This is a genomic window from Hydrotalea flava (assembly GCF_001623405.1).
Lineage (GTDB): Bacteria > Bacteroidota > Bacteroidia > Chitinophagales > Chitinophagaceae > Hydrotalea > Hydrotalea flava.
In genome coordinates, this window is sequence record NZ_LUHG01000073.1 from 34202 (window position 1) to 50913 (window position 16712).

The window sequence follows — 16712 nt, forward strand, 5'->3', positions numbered from 1 at the left end:
TTCATCATGGAAACAAATTTTTTACCGGCCACCCATACAACAGCATTTCGAGAAGAATGGATACAATTTATTCATACCCTTCAGGATACGATTTGCACTGCACTTGAAACGGCAGATGGCAAAGCTGTTTTTGTACAAGATGAATGGCAACGTAAGCCCGATGGTACAGGTGGCGGTGGAAAAACCAGAGTAATTGCCGATGGAAATGTTTTTGAAAAAGGTGGCGTAAATACATCTGTAGTATATGGTACCGTTAGCGGGCCCATGCGCAAACAATTACAAATGAACGGCGATGAATGGTTTGCCTGTGGTTTAAGTTTAGTGATACATCCCAACAATCCCTTTGTACCTACCATACATTGCAATTATCGTTATTTTGAATTATATGAAAATAATGAAGTGATAGACAGATGGTTTGGAGGTGGAACGGATCTTACCCCCTATTATTTATTGAATGAAGATGCCATTCATTTTCACCAAATACACAAAAATGCCTGCGATCAGTTTGATACATCCTTCTATCCTCTTTTTAAAACAACCTGCGATAATTATTTTGTAAACACACACCGGCAAAATGAACGGAGAGGCATTGGCGGTATATTTTATGATCACCAAAAACCCACACCCGAAAGAGATGAACAATTTTGGCTGGGATTAGCAAAGGCTTGTGGAAACGCATTTTTAGATGCCTATTTACCTATTGTTGAAAAAAGAAAAAATACTCCATTTAAAGCACAACATAAATTTTGGCAGGAAATAAGGCGTGGCCGTTATGTAGAATTTAATTTATTACACGACCGAGGTACCATATTTGGCCTAAAAACCAATGGAAGAACAGAAAGTATTTTAATGAGCTTGCCACCAACCGTTCGCTTCAACTATAATTACCAACCGGAAGCAGGAACGCCTGAAGCCATTTTATTAGATGCCTGTCTGCATCCCAAAGATTGGATCAACGAGCATCAATCCATCACCATTGATGAATGGACACAAAAAACCAATCAGTGTTAACCATAAAACTATTGAACAATGTATTTGCAAAAACGAAATAGAATACTAAGAAAATCGGCAGCTATCAGAAGTTTGGTTGCTGAAACCGTTTTAACCCCCAACGATTTTATCGCTCCTTTGTTTATTGATGAAGGGCAAAATCAAAAAACTGAAATCAGCTCTATGCCCGGCTATTATAGAAATAGTTTAGACATAACAGTAAAAGAAATTAAAGAACTATACAGCCTGGGTATAAAAAGTGTATTGCTTTTTGTAAAAACATTAGACGAAACAAAAGATAATGAAGGCAAAGAAGCCTGGAATCCAAACGGTTTAATGCAAAGAAGTATTAAAGCCATTAAAGATGCTGTTCCTGAAATGATTGTAATGACAGATGTTGCATTAGACCCATACTCCATATATGGGCATGATGGCATAGTAAAAGATGGCGAAATTGTAAACGATGAAACTGTTGAAGCATTGATAAAAATGAGTGTTAGCCACGCAGCAGCAGGGGCAGATTTTGTTGCGCCAAGCGATATGATGGATGGAAGAATTGGAGCCATTAGAGAAGCATTGGAAGAAAGCGGATTTATAAAAACCGGTATTATGAGCTATAGTGCCAAATACGCTTCCTGCTTTTACGGACCGTTTAGAGATGCCTTAGACAGTGCACCGGGATTTGGTGATAAGAAAACATATCAAATGAATTATGCAAATCGTCTGGAAGCCATTAATGAAACATTACAGGATGTTGAAGAAGGCGCAGATATTGTGATGGTAAAACCAGCTATGGCTTATTTAGACATTATTCGTGAAGTAAAAAACGCAGTAACCATTCCGGTGAGTGCTTATCATGTTAGCGGAGAGTATGCCATGATAAAAGCTGCAGCAGAACGTGGATGGCTTGACGAAAATAAAGCCATCATTGAAAGCCTTACTTCAATTAAAAGAGCCGGAGCCGACTTAATTGCCACTTATTTTACAAAACAGGCAGTTATGTTGCTTAGCTAATCCAAAACAATAGTAATTCAATTTGTACACTTAAAAACAACTTTATGTTTATTGTAGATATTACTTACAAAGTATCCACTAATTTAATTGATCAGCATATGGAAGCCCATATTGCTTTTCTGGAAAAATATTATCAGTCCGGCAATTTTATTGCCTCCGGCAGAAAAGAACCACGCACCGGTGGAATCATTTTGGCAAATGCAGATAGTAGAAAAACAATAGAACAAATTATGGCTGAAGATCCATTTTATGTTAACAAACTGGCAGAGTGGAATATCATAGAATTTAAGCCAACCAAAGCAATAAAAGCATTTACAGCTATGTTAGAAGAAAATGAGTAGCCGAAGCAAATAGCATTATTGAGAAAAAAGAAAATTTTATGCAAATAGAAACTAGCCAACAATTGTTTGAACGTGCACAGAAAAGTATACCCGGTGGGGTAAACTCGCCGGTTAGGGCTTTTAAAAACGTAGGTGGTACACCCTTGTTTATAAAAAAAGCAAAAGGCGCTTATTTATTTGATGAAGACAATCATCAATACATCGATTATATTGCTTCATGGGGCCCGATGATATTAGGTCACGCTTACAAGCCGGTTATTAAAGCCATACAAGAGAAGGCAGTAGATTCAACATCGTTTGGTGCGCCCACAGCTTTAGAAATTGAAATGGCTGAACTCATTACAAGCATGGCACCTAATGTTGACTTAATTAGAATGGTGAGTAGCGGTACAGAAGCCTGCATGAGTGCACTACGATTGGCTAGGGGTTATACCGGCAAAAATAAATTCATCAAATTTGAAGGAAATTATCATGGACATGCAGATGCATTTTTGGTAAAAGCAGGCAGCGGCGTGGCCACATTTAATATACAAACCGTACCGGGTATTCCTGCAGGTGTTAGCTCCGATACGTTAACCTGCGCCTACAACGATTTAAATGCCGTAAAAAAATTAGTTGAAGCAAATCCAAATGAAATAGCCGCCATTATTGTAGAACCCGTTGCAGGCAATATGGGTTGCATCCTTCCTGAAAAAGGATTTCTGGAAGGATTACGAAAAATTTGTACCGATAATCATATCGTACTCATTTTTGATGAAGTAATGACCGGCTTTCGGTTGGCCCCCGGTGGCGCACAAGAGCGGTTAGGCATTGACGCTGATTTAATTACCTATGGAAAAGTAATTGGTGCAGGTATGCCGGTAGGCGCTTTTGGAGGTAAAAAAGAAATCATGCAACACATTGCGCCGTTGGGAAATGTATACCAGGCCGGAACATTAAGCGGCAATCCTATTGCAATGATTGCGGGTTATACATTATTAAATGAATTAAAAAATAATCCTTCCATATATCAGGAGTTAGATGACAAAACGGCTTATTTGCATCAAGGGCTGCAGGAAGTATTTACTGCTTCTAAAATACCTTTTATCATTAATCGTTTAGGTTCTATGATCAGTGTGCATTTTAGCAAGCAGCCCGTAACAAATTTTGAAACTGCCGCAGCAGCCAACAATGAATTATTTAAGCAATACTTTCACGCAATGCTTAAAAGAGGAATATATTTACCACCATCCCCTTTTGAGAGCTGGTTTTTGAATAATGCACTTACCTACCAGGATTTAGATGCAACCATAAAAGCCAGCAAAGAAAGTTTACAAGAGATAATTCAATAAAAAAAAGCAACCCGTTTCGTCGGGTTGCTTTTTTAAAAATCGGGGGCTTATCAGTTATTTTAATAAATCACAAGGTTTTAATCCGGTATGCTTTTTAAATGCAGCAGAAAAATGTGATATGGAAGAATAGCCCAACAAAGCCGATACATCTGTAACACTCAACCCCTTCTCGTATAAAAGGTATTTTGCATGTTCCATTCTTTGTTGCTGATAAAAATCAAAAATGGTTGTACCAAAAATTTCTTTAAATCCTTTTTTCAGGTAACATTCATTCATGGCAACTTTACGACTCAATTCTTTTATGGTAATAGGATCGCCAATGTGTTGCAATAAAAGATCTCGTGCCTGATAAATTTGTTCCTTGCTCCGTTGATCTGATAAAAATTTACAAGAAAAACCTTCTTCTTTTTCATCCACCAAACAATCTAAACTATATAACAATAATTCATGAATTTTTGCATTCACAAATATGTTCTCTAAAGCGCCGGTATAACTGTGGTTTAACAAACCGTCTAAAATATTACGTTTTTTATTGCAAACTGTAAAAATTTTGGTGAAAGCATGGGGATGTTTAAAAGCCAAAACTTCATCCTTCCGATTATTTAATTTTACATTATGCGTAAACTGATATAAAAAAGTTGCTGTAAAATGAAAAGTAAAAACATCTACCGTTTGTATTTTCCCATCACAACTTTCGGTAGGTAGCTGGCTGCATAAAGAACAACTTCTTTCTTCGCAATACCGATTACCGGTGGTACAAAAACGAAGTTCCAAATAGTTCTTATCAGGTCGGGCTTCATCATAATGATATACCATCATACCGGTATCTTCTGCCACCCAAGGATGTTGTGCATAATATCTTCTAATATCATACTGAATAGATCCCGGAATATGCTGGGCTTTCTGGTACAACAAATCCATGCTTGGCTCAATCCCATTTTTATGGGCTACTTTTAGAATATCTAAAACCTGCATCATATCATTGCAAAAGTATGTATATACATTTAAAATTCAGTCACAAAACTGTAAAACAATACTTTCATAAAAAACATACATAAATGCCAGTTATTTTGGGCAAAAAAACTGTTTTGGACCAATTCAATTCAACATCGGGTAAATAGTGGATAAATACCTGCATTTTATGCCATTCTAGCCCTTAAAATCATTATCTTCGCCCACCCCGAAATATTCGTTTAAACACAATAGTTATTAGATATTTATGAGTGAAGCACAACAATTGATTACAGATGCCCAAAATAAAAACTACGGCGCAGATAGCATACAGGTTTTAGAAGGATTAGAAGCAGTTAGAAAAAGACCCGCCATGTACATTGGCGATATTGGCGTTAAAGGTCTGCATCATCTGGTTTACGAAGTGGTAGATAACTCAATAGATGAAGCCCTGGCTGGTTACTGCAAAAACATTGAAGTTACCATTCATGAAGACAATTCCATCAGTGTAAAAGATGATGGCCGTGGTATTCCTACTGCTATGCATACCAAAGAAAAAAGAAGTGCTTTAGAAGTGGTAATGACTGTTTTACATGCCGGTGGAAAATTTGATAAAAACACCTACAAAGTTTCCGGCGGATTGCATGGCGTTGGGGTTAGTTGCGTAAATGCATTAAGCTCAAAACTCATAGTTACCGTTCAAAGAGAAGGCAAAATATTTGAACAAGAATATAAAATTGGTGTGCCACAATACCCCGTTAGAGAAGTCGGCCTTAGTGATAAAACCGGCACCAATGTGCATTTTTGGCCCGATTTAACCATTTTTCAGGAATCAGTTTTTAAACGGGAAATATTAGAAAGCCGTTTACGTGAATTGGCTTTTCTAAACAGAAAAATCAGCATTACCCTGAACGATTTAAGAGAAAATAATGAAGACGGCTCCTATTACAGCAAAAATTTTTACAGTGAGGGTGGTATTGTAGAATTTGTGGAAATGCTGGATGAAATAGGAAAAAGAACACCCCTCATTTCTAAAACTTTGTTTTTTGAAGGACACGACGAAGCAACGAATGTAGCGGTTGAAGTAGCCATGACTTATAACAATGATTTTAAAGAACATATTTTTTCATACGTTAATAACATTAATACCATTGAGGGTGGTACACATGTAACAGGCTTCAGACAAGCTTTAACACGTGTGTTTAAAAGTTATGGCGATAAAGAAGGTTTGTTTGAAAAAGCCAAAGTAGAAGTAGAAGGAGATGATTTTAGAGAAGGTCTGAGTGCAATTATATCCGTAAAAGTACCTGAACCACAATTTGAGGGACAAACCAAAACAAAATTAGGCAATAGTGAAGTTTCAGGTATTGTTCAAACTACTGTAGCAAAAGCATTACAAGCCTATTTGGAGGAAAATCCCAGAGAAGCAAAAAATGTAGTTTCAAAAATTATTCTGGCTGCCCAAGCCAGAGTGGCAGCAAAAAAAGCACGTGATTTGGTACAACGCAAAACCGTTTTAAGCGGGGGTGGCCTACCGGGCAAATTAGCAGATTGTTCTGAACGCGATCCTGAAAAATGTGAATTATACTTAGTAGAGGGAGATTCAGCCGGCGGTACTGCCAAACAAGGCCGCGACAGAAGCTATCAGGCCATTTTACCTTTACGTGGTAAAATTTTGAACGTTGAAAAAGCAATGGAACATAAAATTTACGAGAACGAAGAAATTAGAAATATGTACACGGCTTTAGGCGTAACCGTAGGAACACCCGATGATCCCAAACAATTGAACCTTACCAAACTACGTTACCATAAATTAATTATTATGACTGATGCGGACGTAGATGGTTCGCATATTGCCACATTAATTTTAACTTTTGTATACCGTTATATGAAAGAATTGGTAGAACATGGGTATGTTTACATTGCACAACCCCCATTATACCTGATTAAAAAAGGCAAAGAACAAGCCTATGCCTATAGCGAAGAACAACGAAAAGCATGGATTGAAAAATTAGGTGGGGGCAAAGAAGACAGTGTTACCATTCAACGTTACAAAGGTTTGGGTGAAATGAATGCAGAACAATTATGGGAAACCACCATGGACCCCAGCCGCCGAACACTGAAAAAGGTAACCATTGAAAGTGCCGCTGAAGCAGACAGAATATTCAGTATGCTAATGGGTGATGAAGTGGCGCCCCGTAGAGAATTTATTGAAACACATGCCCGTTATGCCCGTATTGATGCATAAAATGCTATGTTTTATAAAATAATGCGTGTTTTACACGAGAACAAGTTTCACAAACCAAAAAATAATTGTAGTTTGTGTTAGCAGAATCAAAACTTATTTACTAATCCATTCTCATTTTTTGAGAATATTAAAACAAAAAAACAATGGATACATCTAAAATGATTAAAGCATACTGCTTAAAAACAAAAGAAAAAAATGTTCCCATGCACGATGCCGTAATTACTAAAACTGCAAGAGGTGGTTATATGGCCAGTGGCAATGATGGAAAAGGCAATAAAATGGCTGCCATTTTGAGTGAAGCAAAAGCTTTACAAGCTATTGCAGATGGTGTTGCCAAAAAAGGATTTTAATACTTATACCTAATTACATGAAAAGGGCAGCTTTCCTTAAAGAAAGTTACCCTTTTTTTGACCTTTTAAAACCAAACTAAAACGGAAATCGTTTCCCCATTTTTCGGGTAATTTTATTCATTACATCTGTGCCTGAAATATGCCAATTGGTAGGCTTTTGATATTCGGCTGACCAAAGTGTTTCTCCATTTTTTACTAAAACACAGTTGGCAAATACATCGGCGGTTTTATTGCTAATACTGCCACCAACCACCGGATCCATTTGAGTACTCCAAAAAATTATATTACGTACGGCACCAATACCCATCGATGCTAAATCGCTCATCATTTACTAATAACATTCATTTTTATCACAGCATCTACTCCTAACATTTTTGCTAAAACATCGGGGTCGGTGTTAAAAGCATCATTTGCACTTATACCCGCCGAACGTAAAAGTCCATTGGTTTTATCCGGACTTTGAATTTGTGCCATATTGAATTTTTTCCGGGGTTTGGCATAGCGCTGAAAATGAGCTAACTCAGTTTGCTGGTAGGTGTAACCCGTTTTTAAAGCAGCACTATCTACTTGTGCCTGAGCAACATTGTGGGGAAGTTGACCTGTAAATTGTACCTGAACAGGCAATATAGCAATTGATTTGAACTGAATATTAGCTGCATTTTTGCTAACAAAAGGTTTGTTTGTACTACAAACTTGCCAGCAATACCATTAGTCCAATAATGACAATAGTAAATTTAAATTTCATACAGGATAATTTTGGCAAAAATGAAAAGTTGCTACAAAACAATACTGAAGTAAGTGGATGAATGGATGATTGCCTACATAAATGGAGTTAAGAAAAATATAATTTGAGATAGGTAATTTTAAGAAAGTGAAACAGGCACAGTTGCCGCTTGCATTTTTTGTAAAAACCGCAACATCGCTTGCATGGAGTTAACATCTTCTACAACTAATAAAAAGTTTTTACCGGCTTGCTTTAACCTTGCTTTATTGGTGCCTGTTTGCAAATAGCTCAATATATTTTTAAATAAATCTGATTCAAAATATGGAGAGTCTGGCTTATTGATAAAATAACAACGCAAAGTATTCTCCTTTAAAGTCATTTTTTCAAATCCCAATGCAACACCTGCCCATCTGGCTCTAACGGTATCAAATAAATCAGATACCTGTGGTGGTAAATTTCCAAAGCGGTCTTCCATTTCAGTTTTAAAGGCAATTAAATCAGCTTCATTTTCACAGTTGTCCAATCGGGTATATAAGGAAAGGCGTTCGGTAATGTTTGAAACATAGTCATCCGGAATTAATATTTCCAAATCTGTATCAATAGTGCAATCACTTACATAATCATCCTGCTGTGCAATTTCATCCTTAAATAATTCTTTAAAACTGCTACGCTTCAATTCGCGGATTGCTTCATCTAAAATTTTCTGATACATTTCAAATCCAATTTCAGCTATAAAGCCACTTTGTTCACCACCCAGCATATTACCTGCTCCACGAATATCCAAATCTCGCATGGCAATTTGAAAACCACTGCCCAAATCGCTAAACTGTTCTAAAGTTTGCAGTCGTTTTCTTGAATCGGTTGGCAATGTAGCCATGGGTGGTGCCAACAGGTAACAGAATGCTTTTTTATTACTTCGTCCTACCCTGCCGCGTAACTGGTGCAAATCACTTAATCCAAAATGATGTGCATTGTTTACAATGATGGTATTCACGTTAGGTATATCTACGCCACTTTCCACAATATTGGTACAAACTAATACATCATATTTTTTATCAATAAAATCCAGAATACGTTTTTCTAATTCATGTCCTTCTAATTGCCCATGAGCAAATCCAATACTTAAATCAGGGCATGATGTTTGAATGAGTGCAGCCATTTCAGAAAGGCCTTGCACCCGGTTGTGAATAAAGAAAACCTGGCCGCCACGTTCTGTTTCAAAATATATGGCATCACGAATAAAATCTTCATTAAACACGTGTACTTCTGTTTGAATGGGCTGGCGGTTAGGCGGGGGGGTATTAATTACACTTAAATCTCTGGCGCCCATTAGTGAAAACTGAAGCGTTCGTGGAATGGGTGTTGCCGTTAGTGTTAAGCAATCTACATTTGTTTTGAGGGTTTTTAATTTTTCTTTATGTCCAACACCAAACTTTTGCTCCTCATCAATTACCAATAATCCAAGATCTTTAAATATTACATCTTTACTTAGAATGGCATGTGTGCCAATTAATATATCTACTTTACCTTCAGCTACACGTTGAAGGGTTTCTTTTTTTTCTTTGGAAGATTTAAAGCGGTTTACAAAATCAACCGTAACCGGAAAATCTTTCAAACGCTCTTTAAATGTTTTATAATGTTGAAACGCAAGTATAGTAGTAGGTACCAGAATAGCTGCCTGTTTACCATCTACACAACTTTTAAATGCAGCTCTGATGGCTACTTCTGTTTTACCAAATCCAACATCACCACAAACCAACCTATCCATTGGGCTGGCACTTTCCATATCTTTTTTTACATCGGCTGTTACCTTACTTTGGTCGGGTGTATCTTCATAAATAAAGGATGCTTCTAATTCTGTATTCAGATAGTTATCCGGCGAATGTTGGAAACCTTGTCTGGCTTTTCGTTCTGCATATAAACCAATTAAATCAAATGCCAGTTCCTTTACTTTGGTTTTTGTTTTTTCTTTTAGTTTATTCCAAACATCACTTCCCAGTTTATTAATTTTTGGAATGGTACCTTCTTTTCCGGTAAACTTAGAAATTTTATGCAGTGAATTGATATTCACATATAAAATATCATTATCCTTATATATAATTCGTACTGCTTCCTGCCATTTACCATTTACTTCAATTTTTTGTAAGCCACTAAAAATTCCTACGCCATGATCGATATGTGTTACATAATCGCCGGGTTGCAACTCACGTAAAGTTTTTAAGGTAAGCGCTTTACTTTTACTATAAGCTTGTTTAATTTTATATTTATGGTAACGTTGAAATATTTGGTGGTCAGTATAACAAACCACTTTTAAATCATGATCAATAAAACCCTCATGTATACTAATGGGAACAGGAACGAATTTGATTATTGATGATAAGTCAGAAAAAATACTATGTAACCGCTCTAATTGTTTTGACTGATCAGAAAAAATATAAATAGTATATCCTGCAGTTTCAAATGCAGAGAGATTCTTCATCAACAAATCAAATTGCCTATTAAAAGAAGGCTGTTCTTCTGTTTGAAAATGAATGGTTGTTTGTGCAAAATGTGGTGCATAGCCAAACTCAATCATGTGTTTGTATTGAATTTGGCGGGTAATGGTAGCAGCGGGTGTAAAATCGTTTAAACCAATTCCTTTTAAAATTTTAGTGTCCTCTTCATCAAATTCCTGCACAAAGCCTACATCGTTATTTTTCTGAAGGAAAATACCCAGCTCTTCTTCCTGAACCTCCAGTTTATTTAGAATAACATCCCAGTCTTTTAACCAAATAATGGTATTTTCACTTAGAAATTCAAGTAAAGAAATTTTTTCTCCTTCATCAAATTGCGTTTCAATATTGGGAATAATACTTACCTGCAATAGTTTTCGCTCACTAAGCTGCGTTTCAGGATCAAAAATCCGGATACTGTCTACCTCATTACCAAACAACTCAATTCTATAAGGTTTTTCATTACCATAAGAATAAATATCGAGAATGCCGCCTCTTAAAGCAAACTGTCCGGGTTCATATACAAAATCGTTGCGTACAAAACCATACATCACCAACAATTCCATTAAACTTTCCGGCTGAATGGTATCATTTGTTTTGATGGAAATGGTATTGTTGTTTAAGGTATTTGGTTTTACAACCTTTTCTGCCAAAGCTTCAGAATAGGTTACCATTATTTTTTTGTTGCCTCCGTCAGATAGTTTGGTCAACATCTCAGTTCGCAACATTACATGCGAAGCATTGAGCAATCTAAAATTCTTTCTTACTTTAAATGAAGCGGGAAAATAAAAAACATCTAATGCATTGGTTAAGCTTTCTATTGCATTGAAAAAATAAGCAGCATCTTCTGCATCACTTAATACAATCAGGTGGTTATAATTTTCGAGATTGGAATGTTGGTATAAAGCGCTGATGATACATTCCGGACTGCTGCCATGTAAACCGGAAAGATAAATTTTTTGTGCTTCTATAGTTGGGGCAACAACTAGTTTTTCCAACAGGTTTTTTACCTGGGGGGTATTTCTAAATTGATCCAAAAGCACTCCTATATTCATAAAAACAGAGTGCAAAGGTACGATTTTAACACACCGAATTTTCTAAAAAAAGTTGAACAATGGTTTGCTTTACGCTTTTAATAGACAGCATTATTGCTAATTTGTAGGGTAATTGTTGCAACAGAATCGGGCTGCACGTACACGGATTGTATATTGTTTTTTTCATCATAACTGTTGGCATAAAAATGACCATCTACCTTGGCAAATAAAGAATAACTGCCTGCGGGTAATGACACAGCAAAAGCACCTTTTGAATCAGATAAGGTAGAATCAATCAACCGGGTATGAATAACCGTATACATGGGCGACTCGTTGATGCGCTCAACATCTTTTATATTGGTTAGCTCGTAAATATAAATGGTGGTTGATAAAGGTTGTGGTTGCGGAGCAGGTGCATTCGGGGCAGGCATTTGATTGCCTGCAACACGAAAAACATATCCCGAAATTCCCTGTTTAATTTTTTTGTTGGATGTTGCCTTCTTTTCAAACAAACAACCCATTAACAACATAGTTATACCGATTAGGAGAAAAAGATTTTTATACATAAAGCATTTTGAGTGTTTAAAGTATCTAATTTAGTAAAATTAAGCTGTTCACTTAACACACTGTACTATGTTCAAAAAATTACACCTTGCTATTATTTTAATGCTCAGTGTCAGCAATATTTTGGCACAAAATACCCGTTCGCCGCAAGAATATCAAAAATTGTCTGATGCCATCCGGATTTCAGAAAACAATAATTTACAGCGCGCCCTGCAACTGGCAAAGCAGGAAGGCTGGTTTATCAGACGCGTAACGCCAACCGGAAAAGTAATTGCATTAGCGGGTGTAGATGAAAAAGGTAATCCATTATATCTAAGCACTTTTAATAATACTACTGCAGCTGCCACTACCAATGCCAACCAGCTTTGGCCGGGGGGAAGTTCTAATTTAAACTTATCCGGCTCATCCAATGGTGTTGCGGGTAAATTAGCTATGTGGGATGGTGGCACTCCTTTAACCAACCATGTAGAGTTAATTGGACGCATAGTAAATCCCGATTCGGCTGCATTGAGCGACCATGCTACGCACGTAGCCGGAACTTTAATCGCAACTGGTATTAACCCAATTGCCAAAGGAATGGCATTTAATGCGCAGAAATTAATTGCGTATGATTTTAGTAATGACCAGTCTGAAATGATGGCAGCCTCACCCAATTTATTGGTTTCAAACCACTCGTATGGTTTTTTAGCCGGATGGAATTATGATGGTACCAATTGGAGTTGGTATGGCGATACAACCATTAGTACCAGCAAATCATACGGTTTTGGATATTATGATCAAAGTGCGCAAATGTTCGATTCTATTGCGTACAATGCACCCTATTATTTAATCAGCATGTCGGCAGGTAACTCCAGAAATTCAAACGGGCCGGCAGTAGGATCAAAATATTTATATAACGGAAATAGCAACAAATCTATTTACAGAACAGCATCAATTCCCAATAATCCCGATTATGGCTCTATTGCCTATACACAGGATGCCAAAAATATTTTAGCCGTAGGTGCGGTAAATGGTATTCCGCTTGGTTATAACTATCCCAGTGATGTGGTAATGAGCAGTTTCAGTGCATGGGGCCCCACCAGCGATGGCAGAATTAAACCTGATGTAGTTGCCGATGGCGTGAATGTTACCTCAAGCTGGAGTACTTCTACTACTGCCTATCAAACAGAAAGCGGTACTTCAATGGCAGCACCCAATGCCACTGGCTCTCTTTATCTATTGCAAGAATATTACAACAAATTACATCCGGGTAGTTTTATGCGGTCAGCTACATTAAGAGGTTTAGCCGTTCATACTGCGAATGAAGCCGGCACTGCTCCCGGACCTGATTATCAGTTTGGATGGGGTTTATTAAATGTTTTAAAAGCTTCTTCGGTCATCACCTCTTCATATAATCATGTTTCTGATACTATTATTGAAAAAACATTGAGTAATGCGGTACCTTATACCATGAATGTGGTAGCTTCCGGTAATGGGCCTTTAGTGGCTACATTAAGCTGGTTAGACCCTCCTATTACGCCATTATCTCCCTCAAACTCAGTTAACAATACCACCCCACGTTTGGTAAATGATTTAGACATGCGTATTAGCAATGGTAGTAATGTATACAAACCATGGGTTTTAAATCCGGCTATTCCAAGTGCTCCAGCAACTAAGGGAGACAACTACTTGGATAATGTTGAAAAAATTAATGTAGATAGTGCCGTACCCGGTCAACTTTATACCATTACCATTACCAATAAGGGTAATTTACAAAGAGGTACTCAGGCATTCTCGTTACTGGTAAGTGGCATTGGCGGAACCGCCTATTGCAGTTCATCTGCTACCAACAATACTGGCACCAGAATTGACAGTGTGGCTTTTGCAGGCATCAACAATAAAAATACCACCACCAATACAACATATAGCAACTTTACCAATATTACAGGTAAAATTCAATCCAATCAAACACTTCCTTTTAGCATTGTTTTAAACAGTTCAGATGCTACCAATAATCCCAAAGTGGTGAAAGTGTATATTGATTACAATAGTAACGGGAGTTTTTCTGATCCCGGTGAACAAGTAGCAGCCATTGTAGCTAGCGGAAATGGAACCTATACCGCTAACATTACTACACCTGGAAATTTACCTGTCAATAATTTAACCCTGATGCGCATTGTAGCAGTAGAAACGACAGACTCTACAACTATACAACCTTGTGGTAATTATGGATATGGAGAAACACAGGACTACCGTATTCAGTTTATTGCACCTGCCAATAATTTATCCTTAGCCGGGATTGTTACACCTTCAGCAGGCGCTTGCGCAGCCAATAACCAGTATTTAACAGTTCAAATTTTAAATAAAGGCACTGTAAGCGCCAGCAATTTTACACTGAATGCTACCGTTAGCAACGGTGCTACCGTTATTGCCAACTTATCTGGCCTATATCCTTTAACATTAGCAGCCGGTGGTACAGATACTTATGTATTTCAAACACCATTTAGTACAATTGCCGGCACCAGTTATACAATTCATGCAACAATTGTTTATGCAGCTGATCAGGATACAACAGATAATACTAAAACAGTAACCATTGCAATAGCCAATGCACCAGCTGCCCCTGTTGGTACAGCTACTATTTGCGGCACTAATACAGCTTATTTAAAAGCAAGCAATGCCAATAGTAACAGTACTTATTTATGGTATAGCTCCAATACCGCTACAAGCCCTATTGCAGTGGGAGCCAATACTTCAACCAGTACCATACCTTCTAATAACACTTATTATTTACAAACCGGAAGCAAAGTTACAGTTGGTCCGGCCAATAAAACAGTATATGGCACCGGAGGATATAATGCCTTTGTCGGAAATTATGTTACATTTCATGCATATGCACCCCTTGCTATAGAAACTGCCAGAATGTATATTGGTAATGCAGGTACTATACAAATTACATTAGCCAGTAATCTTACTGTAAGTGCAGATGGTTCAAGCTATACTTACATTCCTGTTCAGGTTATCAACTTCAATGTTGCGGCTACAAATCCAACACCACCTGCTACTTTACCGGGTAGTGATAATCCGGCCGACAGCGGTGCTATTTTTAATTTAAACCTACAGGTACCTGCTGCCGGAGATTATGCATTAATTATGCAATGCAGCAATGGTGCCAGCATTTTTAGAAACAGCGGTATCAGTGGCACCATCTACCCAATGGGTATAAATGGTTTGTTTATGATTACAGGCAACAGTGTACCTGCAGCATCAAACCCACAATCTTACTACTACTTCTTTTATAATGTAAGGGTTAGCACATCAGATTGTACCAGCCCACGCACGGCCATTGTTGCAAGCAGCGTTGCTGCACCAACCGTTACACAAGTGGGTGATAGTTTAATGAGCAGTAGCAACAACGGTAACCAATGGTATTTCAACAACAACCCAATAACAGGTGCAACTACTCGTTCCATTAAGCCATCACAATCGGGCGGCTATGCTGTAATTGTAACAGATTCATCAGGATGTCAGAGAGGTTCCAATACCTTCAACTATGTATTTACAGCTATTCAAAATGCGAATCCTTCAGCCATTGGTTTACAGGTTACACCTAATCCGGCCAACAGCAATTTCTCGATTCGATTTACCATGAATACGCTCGGTCCTGTAAATATTGCCTTGTTTAATGAAGCAGGACAATTAATGATGAATGAACAATACAGCAACTATATTGGAATCTTTAATAAACAATACAGCTCAGCGAGCTTTGCTCCGGGTACTTATATTCTGCAAATAAAGCAGAAAGACAAAGTGTATAATCAAAAAATATTGGTAGTTCATTAATTAACCGATACAATTTAAAAAATATCCTGATTTTTTTTCGGGGTATTTTTTTGTAAAAAAACTATCTGTTTGATACTTACTACTATATTAGCAAAAACGAAAAATATGCAAGCCTGGCAAAAGGGTATTATTGTTGCAATTGAACCCGAAACTAAATTTACCAAAAAATTTTTTATTCAAATTCCGGAAGTAGAAAAATTTGATTTTATACCCGGCCAGTTTGTAACATTAGATTTGCCCATACATGAACAGAAAAATAAAAGATGGCGCAGTTACTCTATTGCTTCAGCACCTAACGATACCAATATTATTGAATTAATTATTGTTTTTTTAGAAGGTGGCGCTGGTACCAATTATTTGTTTAATGAAGCTACAGTAGGCACTGAATTTATGTTGAGAGGCCCACAGGGTAAATTTACTTTGCCGGGAAAAATTGAAAAAGATATATTTTTAATATGCACAGGTACCGGTATTGCTCCATTCCGTTCAATGATTCAATACCTGCATCAACATAAAATACCACACCAAAACATTCATTTAATATTTGGTTGCAGAAAAAAAACCGATGGTTTGTATTTGAATGAATTAAGAAAGCTTAGCATGCATGAGCCGGGCTTTCAGTTTCATGCATGTTTTTCAAGAGAAGATGATTTAACAGAAGAAGGATGCTATACAGGATATGTACACAGTGTGTACGAACAATTATTAACCAATGAAAAGCCGCCTGCTGCTTTTTATTTATGCGGATGGAAAAATATGATTGATGAAGCTAAAGAAAGAATTATAGCATTAGGATACGATCGTAAAGATATTCATCTGGAATTGTATGGGTAAAAAAAGGCTGCTTCAAA

The 16712-nt window shown here is 37.2% G+C and carries 13 protein-coding genes; 8 read left to right on the forward strand and 5 right to left on the reverse strand.

Annotated elements, in window-relative coordinates:
• The first annotated feature begins 6 nt into the window (after positions 1-6).
• Genes hemF through hemL form a run of 4 tightly spaced genes read left to right on the forward strand, consistent with a single transcriptional unit; the run spans position 7 to position 3676 of the window.
• Complete coding sequence (hemF, locus tag A0F92_RS08200) at positions 7-1011, forward strand: oxygen-dependent coproporphyrinogen oxidase (RefSeq protein WP_068244097.1); 1005 nt, start codon at positions 7-9, stop codon at positions 1009-1011.
• An 18-nt stretch (positions 1012-1029) separates the two neighbouring features.
• Complete coding sequence (hemB, locus tag A0F92_RS08205) at positions 1030-2004, forward strand: porphobilinogen synthase (RefSeq protein WP_068244099.1); 975 nt, start codon at positions 1030-1032, stop codon at positions 2002-2004.
• Between the two features lie 44 nt (positions 2005-2048).
• The gene (locus A0F92_RS08210) at positions 2049-2345 is read left to right on the forward strand and encodes a YciI family protein (protein ID WP_068244100.1); all 297 of its coding nucleotides are present in this window, start codon (positions 2049-2051) and stop codon (positions 2343-2345) included.
• Positions 2346-2383: 38 nt separating this feature from the next.
• Positions 2384-3676: a glutamate-1-semialdehyde 2,1-aminomutase gene (gene hemL, locus A0F92_RS08215; RefSeq protein ID WP_068244103.1), complete on the forward strand. Its 1293-nt coding sequence runs from the start codon at positions 2384-2386 to the stop codon at positions 3674-3676.
• 54 nt (positions 3677-3730) lie between these two features.
• Here the strand turns inward: hemL and A0F92_RS08220 are convergent, their stop codons facing one another.
• Positions 3731-4654: a helix-turn-helix domain-containing protein gene (locus A0F92_RS08220; protein ID WP_068244105.1), complete on the reverse strand. Its 924-nt coding sequence runs from the start codon at positions 4652-4654 to the stop codon at positions 3731-3733.
• A 241-nt stretch (positions 4655-4895) separates the two neighbouring features.
• On the opposite strand from A0F92_RS08220, the gene gyrB reads away from it, so the two are divergent.
• Positions 4896-6875 (forward strand): DNA topoisomerase (ATP-hydrolyzing) subunit B, encoded by a 1980-nt coding sequence (gene gyrB / locus A0F92_RS08225; RefSeq protein ID WP_068244107.1) that lies wholly within the window; start codon positions 4896-4898, stop codon positions 6873-6875.
• A 143-nt stretch (positions 6876-7018) separates the two neighbouring features.
• Positions 7019-7225, forward strand: a complete 207-nt coding sequence (locus tag A0F92_RS08230; RefSeq protein WP_081298659.1) for a hypothetical protein — start codon at positions 7019-7021, stop codon at positions 7223-7225.
• A gap of 76 nt (positions 7226-7301) precedes the next feature.
• Here the strand turns inward: A0F92_RS08230 and A0F92_RS08235 are convergent, their stop codons facing one another.
• From A0F92_RS08235 to A0F92_RS08250, 4 genes are all read right to left on the reverse strand, one after another.
• Entirely contained in the window at positions 7302-7553 is a 252-nt protein-coding gene (locus tag A0F92_RS08235; protein ID WP_167516933.1) for a hypothetical protein, read from the reverse strand.
• Positions 7550-7849: a hypothetical protein gene (locus A0F92_RS08240; protein WP_068244113.1), complete on the reverse strand. Its 300-nt coding sequence runs from the start codon at positions 7847-7849 to the stop codon at positions 7550-7552. Before A0F92_RS08240 ends, A0F92_RS08235 begins: the two co-directional genes overlap by 4 nt.
• Positions 7850-8088: 239 nt before the next feature.
• Complete coding sequence (gene mfd / locus A0F92_RS08245) at positions 8089-11496, reverse strand: transcription-repair coupling factor (protein ID WP_068244116.1); 3408 nt, start codon at positions 11494-11496, stop codon at positions 8089-8091.
• A 77-nt stretch (positions 11497-11573) separates the two neighbouring features.
• The gene (locus tag A0F92_RS08250; RefSeq protein ID WP_167516934.1) at positions 11574-12041 is read right to left on the reverse strand and encodes a hypothetical protein; all 468 of its coding nucleotides are present in this window, start codon (positions 12039-12041) and stop codon (positions 11574-11576) included.
• A gap of 67 nt (positions 12042-12108) precedes the next feature.
• Here A0F92_RS08250 and A0F92_RS08255 point away from each other — a divergent pair, with 67 nt between their 5' ends.
• Together A0F92_RS08255 and A0F92_RS08260 are read left to right on the forward strand one after the other, a co-directional pair.
• On the forward strand, positions 12109-15861 hold the full coding sequence (locus tag A0F92_RS08255; RefSeq protein WP_068244122.1) for a S8 family serine peptidase: 3753 nt from the start codon (positions 12109-12111) through the stop codon (positions 15859-15861).
• 105 nt (positions 15862-15966) lie between these two features.
• Positions 15967-16695, forward strand: coding sequence for a ferredoxin--NADP reductase (locus tag A0F92_RS08260; RefSeq protein WP_068244125.1), 729 nt, complete (start codon positions 15967-15969; stop codon positions 16693-16695).
• Positions 16696-16712: the final 17 nt, after the last annotated feature.

Excerpts from the sequence above, each read along its gene's own strand:
- gyrB (WP_068244107.1), top strand. The coding sequence starts at position 4,896 with ATGAGTGAAGCACAACAATTGATTACAGATGCCCAAAATAAAAACTAC.
- A0F92_RS08255 (WP_068244122.1), top strand. The coding sequence starts at position 12,109 with ATGTTCAAAAAATTACACCTTGCTATTATTTTAATGCTCAGTGTCAGC.
- hemF (WP_068244097.1), top strand. The coding sequence starts at position 7 with ATGGAAACAAATTTTTTACCGGCCACCCATACAACAGCATTTCGAGAA.
- A0F92_RS08250 (WP_167516934.1), bottom strand. The coding sequence starts at position 12,041 with ATGTATAAAAATCTTTTTCTCCTAATCGGTATAACTATGTTGTTAATG.
- A0F92_RS08260 (WP_068244125.1), top strand. The coding sequence starts at position 15,967 with ATGCAAGCCTGGCAAAAGGGTATTATTGTTGCAATTGAACCCGAAACT.
- A0F92_RS08210 (WP_068244100.1), top strand. The coding sequence starts at position 2,049 with ATGTTTATTGTAGATATTACTTACAAAGTATCCACTAATTTAATTGAT.
- A0F92_RS08235 (WP_167516933.1), bottom strand. The coding sequence starts at position 7,553 with ATGATGAGCGATTTAGCATCGATGGGTATTGGTGCCGTACGTAATATA.
- hemB (WP_068244099.1), top strand. The coding sequence starts at position 1,030 with ATGTATTTGCAAAAACGAAATAGAATACTAAGAAAATCGGCAGCTATC.
- A0F92_RS08230 (WP_081298659.1), top strand. The coding sequence starts at position 7,019 with ATGGATACATCTAAAATGATTAAAGCATACTGCTTAAAAACAAAAGAA.
- hemL (WP_068244103.1), top strand. The coding sequence starts at position 2,384 with ATGCAAATAGAAACTAGCCAACAATTGTTTGAACGTGCACAGAAAAGT.
- A0F92_RS08220 (WP_068244105.1), bottom strand. The coding sequence starts at position 4,654 with ATGATGCAGGTTTTAGATATTCTAAAAGTAGCCCATAAAAATGGGATT.
- mfd (WP_068244116.1), bottom strand. The coding sequence starts at position 11,496 with ATGAATATAGGAGTGCTTTTGGATCAATTTAGAAATACCCCCCAGGTA.